Raw genomic sequence first — 11,171 nt, 5'->3', positions numbered from 1 at the left:
AAGGAAGCCTGGGCCTAAGTTGCCTGAATCAGCCGCCGAAATCACCGCATTTTCGCAGCAAAAAGGCCAAGGATGGCCTTTTCAGCAGCACTGTAACCGGACGTGGTCATTGATGCGTGCGAGAAAACACCAGATGAGGCGGGGCTGATGGCAACGGGGTCTTGCTGAAATGAGTTTTTGCAGCAAAATCAATATTCCGGGGAACAATAACCATGGATCTGATGCAGATGGAAATAATCCTAATCGCTTCGGTTGTTGCTGGAAGCTGTGCGCTGATCGGATCTTTTCTGGTCCTCAGAAAAATGGCCATGCTTTCGGATGCCATCAGCCATGCCATACTTTTCGGGATCGTCATCACTTTCTTCTATACCAGAAGCCTGGCCTCTTTTCCGATGCTCATCGCCGCCACCGCGACCGGGGTGCTCACTGTATTTCTGGTGGAAGTCTTGGTGAAATCCCGTTTAGTGAAAGAGGATGCTGCGATCGGAATCGCCTTTCCCGCCCTATTTTCCATCGGAGTGATCCTGATCAGCCGTTACGCAGGGGACGTTCATCTGGACACTGATGTGGTCCTGCTGGGGGAGTTGGTTTTCGCTCCGTTTGACCGTCTGGTGATCGCCGGAAGAGATCTTGGTCCGCGGACCCTCTGGCTGGCCACCTCTACCGCTATAGCCAACCTGGTTTTCATCGCGCTTTTTTTCAAAGAACTGAAACTGATCGTTTTCGATCCCGCTCTGGCCGCAGCCCTCGGTTTCTCGCCAGCCATCATCCACTACGCCCTGATGACCCTGGTTTCGGCCACGGCGGTCAGCTCTTTCGAAGCGGTCGGTTCAGTCCTGGTAGTGGCCTTGATGATCGCTCCTCCAGCGGCAGCTTATCTCCTGACCGACCGGCTGGCCCTGATGCTGGTACTGGGACCGTTGATCGGCATCCTTTCCTCAATTGTCGGATATTTTCTGGCTTATCTGCTCGATGCTTCTATCGCTGGTAGCATGGCCACCGTCTCTGGAATTATCTTCACCATTGTCCTATGCGGGGCGCCCCGGCGGGGTCTGGTCCAACAGTGGCTGAGACTGCGGGAACAGCGCATTCGCTTTGCCGGCGATGCGCTTCTGATCCATCTCTCTCATCATGCGGGACGACCCGAGGAAGCCGAGGAATCATCGATCGACCATATCGACCGTCACCTTCGCTGGAATGAAGCCTTTGGAAGAAGGGTCATCGCCCATCTCACCCATCACTCCCTGATTCGCCTCAACGAGCGGAAAGACCGCCTCTATCTCACCGACCGGGGGAAAAAAACCGCAGCGGATCGCCTCTCGCTCAATAATACTAAACTCTAATCCATTGCTCTTTTCCCGGCCCGAACTCAGGGGCCCGTAACTACATCTATTTTCAACGGTTCGATGTTTCGTAAATCAAGCCTTCATATTGAGTAAGGATTTTCCCTCGCCACTTTTGAAAATCCTCCTCCACCCGGGAAAGGAGTAACGTATCCCTTCCACCTTCCAGAATAAGAGTTTCGAGATTCCGGACAATCTCCCGGGCTTCCCGGTCGGGTGGACGGAGGCGTTCCACGCGTTCGAAGCTGGGAAGAGACCCGGTCCGTACACCTTCGATCAGGGCTTGGGCTTCGTTGTGAAAGGCCACCACCTGCTCGACGGATACCCGCGCAGAGGAAAGACCGGGGACGAAAAAAGACACCATACTGAAGGCGACAAAGGCAATCAGCGTCCAGTTCAATGCCTCCTCAACCGTATTTTTCCAGCCCCGCCTATAGGTTCCGGGTCGAAGGAGCCAACCCATGCCCATACCAGCCAAAAGTCCCCCGATATGGGCGGCGTTATCGATTGCCGGGACAACAAACCCGATGAGCAAGTTGATGAGAATGAAGGGAAGAATACTCATCCCCAGTCGGTTGAGAGAAGTGTTCCGGTGTTTCAGGCCACTGGCAAAAATCGCTCCCGCCAGACCGAAGATCGCTCCGCTGGCTCCCACTCCAGCCATGTGAAAGTTCCAGAAGTACGAGAGGATACTACCGGCAATCCCGGTGACGATGTATATCCCAAAAAATTTCCGGGACCCAAAAACCTCTTCACAAAGCTTCCCCAGGTAAAACAAGGCATAGGAATTGAATAAAAGATGCCATAAGCTGCCATGTAAAAATATGCTGATCAGGAGTCTTTGCCACTCTCCAGCGGCAATCCGGGGACCGTGTTTAGCTCCCAGTTCGATCAGATTCGGTGTAGCAAAACCACCGCTGGCGATGGTGGCCAGAAAAAACAAGCCATTGATAACGATGATGTATTTAAACATTCCTAAGCCTTGGCCGTTCCTTCCGAATACACCAGTTCAAGTTCGGCGCGAATTTTTTCGTCAGATGAGATAAATTGATTGATTTCGCTGGACAGCTTGATGAGTATGTAGGCCCAATATATTCCAAAGGTGACAATGGAGAGCAATATAAACAGTCCGATACTGCGGTGAGGGACGTGAGCCACCGTGTAATCCATCCCCAAACCTTTTTTATCCTTGAGGTAAGTATATAAGCGGTCTTTCAGGTTCGAAACCTTGTTCGTCGTCTGAAATATTTTGTGTAAAAACACCGCCAGGAAGATAAAGGCGATGAGTCCGACCATCGTCGCCAGGGGAATGAGGCCTACCAGATGCAGGACCAGGTAAACCCAGTAAATCCAGGTGGGGATGATGAAGTCCTCTATCCGGTTGACGAAAAAGCCGACCTCGCCCCGCAGGGGATCTTCCAGGTGTTCTTTCATATAGGTGAAAATTTGCTGCGTATTCCTGATGTTGGTGTTGAGGACGTTACTCCACTGGTACAGGACGATAAACTGCAGTATGACGCTGATGACGCCCAAAAGGATACTGACCGCCGCCGCACCTACCACTGCGCCCAAAGCACCGGTCAACCCGGTAAAAGCGGTTATTACGAAACCAAAAATACCGAATAGTACAATAAACACCACCGCCAGGATGGCAGCCGGCATGCTTACCCGGCTTTCCTCGATAAAACCTGAGATGGGCATGCTCGCACCCCCAATAAAATTTTTCTCATTGTATCATAAATACCAAAACGGCACAGCCTGACCGGGTTATTTTCAATACATTGCCTGAAACTCGAAAGACAGGCTTTACTGCTTTCCGGCATACTGAGTTGGTTCCTGGTAATTTTTAGTCCCGGTTTTTTCCCTGATCTCCGGTGTCCATTTTCCACAGCGACTTCCCCACAGGGCTTTGAGCAAGCCATCTTCCTTTAGGATCACGATTTCACAGGAATTCGGGCAGTCTTCGCACCCGAAACTCTGCGTCTGGAAGTCCCGTTCCACCACGTTGAAGCCCTGGAAAGACGTCCCTTCCGAAGCGTATTCCAGTGCCAGAATCGCCGCCCCCCAGGCCCCCATCACTCCGTGTTCGGGAGGTACCACAATTTCAATCTCCCCTCTAAAAAAATCATGGAAAGCCTGGACGATACCTTGGTTAGCCGCTACGCCCCCCTGGAAAACCACCGGTCCTTCGATGGTCTTCCGGGAGGCCAAGTTATTGATAAAGTTCCGCACCAGGGCTTCCGAAAGACCCTTGGCGATTTCCGGTTTTCCGAAACCGAGCTGTTGTTTGTGAATCATATCCGATTCGGCAAATACCGTGCAGCGGCCGGCTATTCTCACCGCTTGCGTCGCCCGGGCGGCAAGTTTTCCGAACTCTTCGATGGGAACGTTCAGCCGTACCGCCTGGTGTTCCAAAAAGGAGCCGGTCCCAGCGGCGCATATCGTGTTCATGGCAAAATCCTCCACTACCCCATCCCGGATGAGGATCAGTTTCGAGTCCTGCCCACCGATCTCAAAGACCGTTCGCACCTCAGGAACCCTGGTAATGGCCGCAACAGCATGAGCGGTGATCTCATTTTTCACGATATCTGCCCCTACCACCACCCCGGCCAAGTGCCGGGCACTGCCGGTCGTCCCCACCGCCCGGATGGCTGCATCGCCCGGAAAATGCGAATGGATGTGCCGAAGACCATGCTTGATGGCCACGATCGGGTCACCGCTGGTTTTCAGGTAACAGCTGTTCAGGATCTTTTTTTCTCCGTCAATCAGAACGAACTTGGTGGTAACTGAACCCACATCCACCCCGAGGAAAACTTTTCTCATCCTCCGACCCCCAGCTTCTTCCTGCCGAATTTTCGCCTGCGTTCAAGAACATCGACAAACGCTTCCACTCGGGTCACCAATCCCGCTTCCCCCGCATGTTCATCGATGGCTAGATGGAGGAGAGGCAGATCATAATCCCGCCCGACTTCACCCATAATCCCCTTGGCCACCACTTCCGGCATGCAGGTAAAAGGGTACAGATGCACAACCCCATCATATCCTTGGTGGGCATAACGGACGGTAGAGCCAACCGAATCGATTCCCTCCCCCCCTATAAAACGGTTGAGGTAAGGACGAGCCAACCGCCAGGCCTCCAGTTTTTCAGTCGATTTAAAAAAAGGGAGAGCATGAAGAAGATACTCGACGGTGGACACCGAATTGTGGACTCTTACTCCCAAGCTCCCCAAGAGGCGCTCTACATCGAAATTGATCCGTCGTTCCTGGGCTACATACACTTCACCCACGATGCCCACCCGCAGGTGGTCCCGGGTGTTATCCTTGGGGAGTAGAGAAATTTCGCCCCGTACCTCCCGGCACAAAGAGTCCAACGCCACCGGACTGCTCACCTGACGCAAGCGGTGCAGCGACTGGGTGACCATGGTTTCTAATTGTTGCGGATCCCAGGTCCGGGCCCGCAGGTCCCGGAGATACCCTTCGAGTTCCTCGGTAAAGCGCAGGATTCGCCAAGCCAGAATGGCAGCCCGCTTGGCTCGGATAAATGAAAATCGACCTCCCGTCATCGACCGCAAAGCATCGAGAAAGCGTCGGAAGCCATAACGGGGGTGATCCAAAAGGACAAACTTGATCCGGTGACCCATGTCCTCTAAAATCACCTTTTGGATCTCGCCATAATACCCGAAACGACAGGGACCCACCCCCCCGACCATGAAAACGGTATCCGCTCCCTGCTCAATACCTTCCAGGAAGTTGCCCAGAGTGACCTTGAGTGGAAAACAGGCGTTCTGCGGAGCGAGCTTGACGCCCAGTTCAATGGTTTTTTTCGAGATGGGGGGAGGAGGCACAATGTCCACTCCCAGTGTTGGATAAAGAAAGCCCAGGGCGATGTCAAGATGGGCGAGATGCGGAAAGGTGGCTTTCAAGACTTCCATGCCTCCACTTCATCATATCCACAAAGGCTTCCAGCCGGGTAAGCATCCCCGCTTCACCGGTATGCTCGTCGATTTCGAGCTTTAAATAGGGAAGAAAATGCTTGTCTCTCTTCAGCCAGCGCCCAACCAGTTCACCGACCAAGGAATCCGGGCCGCATTCGAAAGACATCAGATGCACAAACCCTTTGATCGCTGAAGGTTTTTCTCGTAAAACATAGAGAGCACTGGCTAAAATCTCGTTAGACATGGTCCAGAAACTGGGTTTGGTTCTTCCCGGCAAGTGACGGCGTAAACCCTCCTGGTCCAGCATGTCCGGGGTGATAATCGAGAAGCCCAGACCGGAGATCCTGTGGATCAGATTCATGTTGATATAACTGTCACTGGCCAGATAGGCATGGCCAAGCAGCAACACCTTTTCCGCATGATCGGGTAGCGGTGGCTGGCCATCGATTACTGTTTCGGGAAGTATTCCCTGTCGGAGGCTATCCCGGTATGCCCGGTGAGCCGTTTCCGCCTTTTCCAGCGCTTTGGCGATTTTTCGTTCACTTGTGACGAATCTCTGTCCGATGGAAAAAAACCCTTTCCGCCAACCAACGATTCCCCGCTCCCGCATATTGATTTCGTCGTCGATCATCCGTTCCGGAGCGATCCCGAATAGGCTGCGGGTCAGGTCTGGAAGACCGAGAATTTTAGGACAGTTGTACTCGCCCCGGTGAAAGCTCACGACCCGGGGAATCAAGATCATATCCACCTGGTCTTTGAGGAAATGGCAATGTCCGAGATACACTTTGGCCGGAAAGCAGACTTCCTCCACGGCGTGAGTCAAACCCTGTTGAATAATTGGCTTGCTGGTCGGGGGGGAGACCAGCACTTCCTGCCCGAGCTCTTCGAGAAAAGTTTTCCAGAGCGCATAGAAGCGATAAAAGAGAAGTCCCCTCGGAATCCCGATTTTCAAAATGAACCTCCCGGAAGACAACACAAGATTTAAGCATTATTATATACGCTTAGCCAGGTGTTGCCAAAAAAATTTGGTTGAGAACAGATCGATCATATTTCCGCCCGCTGGACGATAGCGGTTCACCCGCCTCACGAAGAATTCATTCTCCTGAAAACCCCCCTTCCCTATCCTATGCCAGCTTCGTTAAAACGACAGATCGCGTTCGCCCCGCTCAATTTGACCGAGACGTTCTTCAGTGAGCCGGCGTATATGGACGTTCGGTATCCGGGCGAGATGTTCACGAAGGGTTTGTTCACCAATCAGCCTGGTTTCCGGTGTCCCGTAATCCAGCAAATATTCCCTGAAGGTGAGGATGGCATTGGGTTGGCATACATTCTGGATTTCACCGGCCTTGGCCAGCGCCATGAAGCGCTCGCCGGTCCGACCGGTCCGATAACAGGCAGTACAAAAACTGGGTAGATATCCATAACGGCAGACATCGGCCAGGACCTCGTCGGGACTACGCCGATCTTCGACATTAAACTGAGGAACCTCCCCGTCACGCTGTTCGTTCATTGCCTCCTTTTTATATCCTCCCACTCCCGTACAGGATCCGGCGGATATCTGGGATATTCCCACATCGAGGAGGCGAGTCCGCAGGGAAACGTTTTCACGGGTGGAGAGGATCATTCCGGTGTACGGAAGAGCCAGGCGAATGATGGCCACCACCTTCATAAATTCCCGGTCAGAAACCCGGTGTGGAAATTGTTCCGGGTTTATCCCCGAAGCCGGCTTGAGGCGGGGTACCGAGACGGTATGGGGGCCGACCCCGAACTCGCTTTCCAGGTGGCGCGCATGCTGGAACAAGGCTAATGTTTCGAAAGCATAATCATAGAGTCCGAACAGGACTCCGATTCCCACATCGTCAAGCCCGGCCCGCATGGCCCGGTCGTGGGCAGTCGTGTGCCAATCGTAATCCGCCTTTGGTCCGGAGGGGTGCATTTTGGCATACATTCCCCGGTGGTAGGTTTCCTGAAAAAGAATATAAGTTCCGATGCCGGATGCTTTGAGGCGAGCGTATTCCTCTTCTCCGGTAGCGGCAATATTCACGTTGATCCGGCGGATACTGCCTTGGTTGTTTCGAACGGCATACACAGTCTGAATCGCTTCCAGAACGTACTCGAGAGGACATTCATCCGGATGTTCGCCGGCTTCCAGCGCGATCCGCTTGTGACCCATGTTTTCAAGAATCGCGACTTCGTCTGCCAGTTCCCGTTGAGTGAGCTTGCGACGGGCAAAACGGTTGCCGGCTCGATACCCGCAATACCCGCAATTATTGACACAATAATTGCTGATATACAGAGGAGCGAAAAGAACCACCCTCTTTCCGTATATCTGATCCTTGATTTGACGGGCGACCGCAAACATCTCCTGTATCAGGGTTTCGTCTTCCACCCCAAGGAGCATGGCAACTTCCCTAAGAGATAATCCCCTGGCTCGGCCAGAGCGCTCGATTACCGCCCGAACTTCTTCCGGAGTAGCCACCTCTCCCTCACGAAGCAACGCAACGATCTCCGCTTCCCGAATAAAGTCCGCTTTTTCAGTATTCACCGTACAGGTCTCGTCAAACATTTTCATGTTCCGCCTTTCCGATCATTAGTTTCTCCTGTTTATCTGTCTCTCTTTTTTCCCTTAACCGTGACATAACCTCCGGGAAAGGAGCCAGCGCTCGGGGAAGAATCCCCATTAAATGGGCGATGCAGATACCGTAATTCACGATCGGGACACCGGAGCGCCGGGCGAAAGAGATACGGGAAAGCATTTCACGACGATTCCGCATACACGCACCACAATGCACAATCAGGTCAAAATCACTGAGGTCTTCCGGATACTGCTGCCCATTGACCCACTCGAAGCTTAATTCCCCCCCGGCTGCCTGACGTAACCAGCGTGGTATTTTGACTGTTCCAATATCGTCCTCGACACGGTGGTGGGTGCACCCTTCCGCCAGCAGGATCCGGTCCCCGGGAAGGAGCCGTTCGATGGCCAGGGCTCCTTCGACCATAGTCGCCAAGTCTCCCTTGTATCGGGCAAAAAGAATAGAAAAGGAGGTCAAGAGAACGTCTGGGGGCGTATCCTCATCCACTTTCAAAAATGCCTGCGAATCGGTCACCACGATCTTCGGTTTCTTTTTCAGAAGGGATAAAGCCTGCTTGAGTTCGCATTCTTTTACCACCAGAGCCTGACCGTCATGGTCGAGAATATCCCTCAGGACCTGAACCTGAGGTAAGATGAGTCGACCTTTCGGTGCTGCATGATCAATGGGAACCACCAGCACGGCAAGATCGCCGGGATCAAGCAGGTCTCCAATAATGGGTCGCTCATCCCAGGAGGAGGGCGCTGTCCGGATTATGGCATTTTTAAGTTCTTCAATGCCTCTGCCGGTCAAGGCGCTTGTAAAAATCATCGGGATCCCTTCAGGCAGGGCGGATTCGATCTGCCGTATTTCCCTACCCGTCCAGAGGTCGCTCTTGTTCGACACCATGATAGCTGGAATATCCCGGTCCCGGCATTGCCGTAGGATATCCTCTTCAAACCCGGATATTCCCTGCCGTGTATCGGTGACCACCAAGGCTAGGTCCGCTTGGTCAAAGACAGCTCGTGAGCGTTTTGCGCGAAGCGCCCCAAGCTCACCGGTATCATCAAGACCTGCCGTGTCGATAATGACAACCGGACCGATAGGCAATATTTCCATCGTCTTGAAGACCGGGTCTGTCGTGGTTCCCGGTACATCGGAGACCAGCGCAATCTCCTGATTGGTCAGAGCGTTGATCAGGCTGGACTTCCCCGTATTCCGTCGTCCGAATATAGCGATATGAAGCCTGTTTCCCCTGGGTGTTTTAAACATGGTGCCCACCTTCCCAAAAATTGATTTTTACCGCCCGAGGACAAACATCACGGCATTGCTTTATGGAACACCAGCTTGGGGCTGTGTCCCGGATCGTCCGCCACCCTACGGCCCAGCGAGGTGATAATCCCCTGGATACATTGCCGGCAGTGGGAAGGATCGTCGTCAAGACAGATCTTGTCCGGATAAATTTCGTACAGTCGCCGATACGGTTTGGGAGTCAAGTTGGGCATAACTACATTGGCTCCGGCCTGCAAAGCCATTTGCCGGCCCCGTGGATGGATGCTTCCCAGTGCCGTGGTGGCGGGAAGATGAACCTGTGGCAGAAGCAGACGGGATAGGGCAACCGCGTTGAGCGTCATCTCCACATCCCCGCCAGGCGTATTCCCCAGCGGCGTTGCGGGGTGAGGGACGAATGGTCCGATACCAGCCATTTCGACGTCGAGGGTCCGAAGAAAAATAAGGTCTCCGGCCAGCGACCAGGCATCCTGTCCCGGTAGTCCGACCATACAGCCAGACCCCACCTGATAGCCCAGTTTCCGCAACCACGCCAGACGCTGGGTCCGCCTGTTCCAGATCATATCCGGATGCAGACGTCGATAGATGGCCGGGTCCGCTGTCTCGTGCTTGAGCAGGTAGCGGTCGGCCCCTTCTCTCCGCCACAAGGCGTATTCTTCATAGTCCCGTTCTCCAACACACAAGGTCACCGCCAGGTCAAGTTCCCGTTTTAAGCGCCGGACAATCCGGGCCAGATCGTCCGCGGACACCTGGGAATCCTCTCCGGACTGTAATACCACCGTTTGATACCCAAGAGTAACAGCGGTCCGGGCCACCTGAAACACTTCCTCACCACTCAGCCGGTAACGTTCCAGGCTTGTGTTCCCACGGCGCAGTCCGCAATACAGACAATTTCGCTCACAATGATTGGAAAATTCGATCAGGCCCCGCAGATGGACACGATTTCCCATCACCTCTTGACGAAGCGCATCCGCCTGACAGCGGAGGAAATCGGCGTTTTCGCCTCCCGACTCCAGAAGAGCGGCTAGGTCTTCCCGGGAAAGCGACTTCCCGATCCTCAATCGTAAAACCATTTTTTTGAGTGATATACTCACATTCTTCAAAGGAACCTCCTATTTTTTAGTCAGGGCCGACCTCACTTGAATTCCCCGAATCGCCCCCAATTTCCCGGTCAGAGCTCCGATATCGTCAGTTGAGCCATCGACAATCAGGGCTATGACTGCTACCCCCTGTTGCCGGTAGGGAATTCCCATGCGGCCGACAACAATACCCGCATAAGCACTCAACAATTCGTTGACCTGTGATACGGCACTTTCCCGGTCTTTCACCACGATACCTATTACACCAAGGCGCTTCTCCACCGGCGATCCTCCCCCAGAACAAAATCCCAAAAAGACCAAAAAAAAAGCTTACCGGTCAGCACCACAATGGGCTCACTAGTAAGCTTTGTAATCTTGCCATATTGGATTACCTCCTTCCCGCAGGCTTTCACCCTTGGAATCAGACCGTAACGCGATGCTCATCCTTGGGAACGGCGTGGCCGGACCCTCAGATACTGAAAACTGGTAATATTATACCCGGTTCTTTACCGAAAATATAGAGTGGGAGGCTGGGAAAACATATTCCCCCCTGCCACTTTTTAATCTGTTTTTCTTCTGAGACTACGCTCCACATGCCTCACGTCTGATCATTCTTGCCCAATAACCTCCACCAGGGTGTTAGGCAGGCTGCTGACGCTCGGTCTTCTCAGCATATAGCATGCGGCTCCCGTTTCCTTACGGGTTTACTTGACCCGCAGGCATACTGCATGGCTGTTTACATACAAATATTGATTCTACTCTCAACTTTCGCACATCACAATTATGAGTTTCTCCCTCAACCATGAGGGAACATGGTTCCAGAATGCGGATATTGACTTTTTCAGATGAGTCGCCGGAACGTGAAAGACTTCCTGCAGAATCTGGGTAAACAATTCACAGACCAATCGCAAGGCTTCCGTGAAGGTGATATCAGGGAGTTCATCGCAACAGGCA

Annotated in this window: 11 protein-coding genes; 1 reads left to right on the top strand and 10 read right to left on the bottom strand. The window is 53.1% G+C overall.

Annotation, left to right across the window (positions count from 1 at the left end; translation table 11 throughout):
• Positions 1–212: 212 nt before the first annotated feature.
• Positions 213–1,343, top strand: coding sequence for a metal ABC transporter permease (locus VLH40_03275; GenBank protein HSV31030.1), 1,131 nt, complete (start codon positions 213–215; stop codon positions 1,341–1,343).
• Positions 1,344–1,395: 52 nt separating this feature from the next.
• Here VLH40_03275 and VLH40_03270 read toward each other — a convergent pair whose 3' ends face one another.
• The 10 genes from VLH40_03270 to VLH40_03225 form a co-directional block, all read right to left on the bottom strand.
• Complete coding sequence (locus VLH40_03270; protein ID HSV31029.1) at positions 1,396–2,316, bottom strand: rhomboid family intramembrane serine protease; 921 nt, start codon at positions 2,314–2,316, stop codon at positions 1,396–1,398.
• Positions 2,317–2,318: 2 nt separating this feature from the next.
• On the bottom strand, positions 2,319–3,044 hold the full coding sequence (locus VLH40_03265; GenBank protein ID HSV31028.1) for a DUF4234 domain-containing protein: 726 nt from the start codon (positions 3,042–3,044) through the stop codon (positions 2,319–2,321).
• Positions 3,045–3,149: 105 nt separating this feature from the next.
• Positions 3,150–4,166, bottom strand: a complete 1,017-nt coding sequence (locus VLH40_03260; GenBank protein HSV31027.1) for an acyl-CoA dehydratase activase — start codon at positions 4,164–4,166, stop codon at positions 3,150–3,152.
• On the bottom strand, positions 4,163–5,275 hold the full coding sequence (locus tag VLH40_03255; protein HSV31026.1) for a hypothetical protein: 1,113 nt from the start codon (positions 5,273–5,275) through the stop codon (positions 4,163–4,165). Before VLH40_03255 ends, VLH40_03260 begins: the two co-directional genes overlap by 4 nt.
• Positions 5,232–6,230: an acyl-CoA dehydratase activase-related protein gene (locus VLH40_03250; GenBank protein HSV31025.1), complete on the bottom strand. Its 999-nt coding sequence runs from the start codon at positions 6,228–6,230 to the stop codon at positions 5,232–5,234. Before VLH40_03250 ends, VLH40_03255 begins: the two co-directional genes overlap by 44 nt.
• A 186-nt stretch (positions 6,231–6,416) precedes the next feature.
• Positions 6,417–7,844 (bottom strand): [FeFe] hydrogenase H-cluster radical SAM maturase HydG, encoded by a 1,428-nt coding sequence (gene hydG, locus VLH40_03245; protein ID HSV31024.1) that lies wholly within the window; start codon positions 7,842–7,844, stop codon positions 6,417–6,419.
• Positions 7,837–9,120, bottom strand: coding sequence for a [FeFe] hydrogenase H-cluster maturation GTPase HydF (hydF, locus tag VLH40_03240; GenBank protein ID HSV31023.1), 1,284 nt, complete (start codon positions 9,118–9,120; stop codon positions 7,837–7,839). Before hydF ends, hydG begins: the two co-directional genes overlap by 8 nt.
• A gap of 47 nt (positions 9,121–9,167) precedes the next feature.
• Positions 9,168–10,232, bottom strand: coding sequence for a [FeFe] hydrogenase H-cluster radical SAM maturase HydE (hydE, locus tag VLH40_03235; GenBank protein ID HSV31022.1), 1,065 nt, complete (start codon positions 10,230–10,232; stop codon positions 9,168–9,170).
• 18 nt (positions 10,233–10,250) lie between these two features.
• Positions 10,251–10,499, bottom strand: a complete 249-nt coding sequence (locus VLH40_03230) for a TM1266 family iron-only hydrogenase system putative regulator (protein HSV31021.1) — start codon at positions 10,497–10,499, stop codon at positions 10,251–10,253.
• Between the two features lie 479 nt (positions 10,500–10,978).
• A partial coding sequence (locus VLH40_03225; protein ID HSV31020.1) for a hypothetical protein occupies positions 10,979–11,171 on the bottom strand: 193 nt, incomplete at its 5' end.

It is taken from the genome of Atribacteraceae bacterium (genome assembly GCA_035477455.1).
In the GTDB taxonomy this organism is placed as follows: Bacteria; Atribacterota; Atribacteria; order Atribacterales; family Atribacteraceae; genus DATIKP01.
This window is presented reverse-complemented; position numbering and strand designations above follow the sequence as displayed.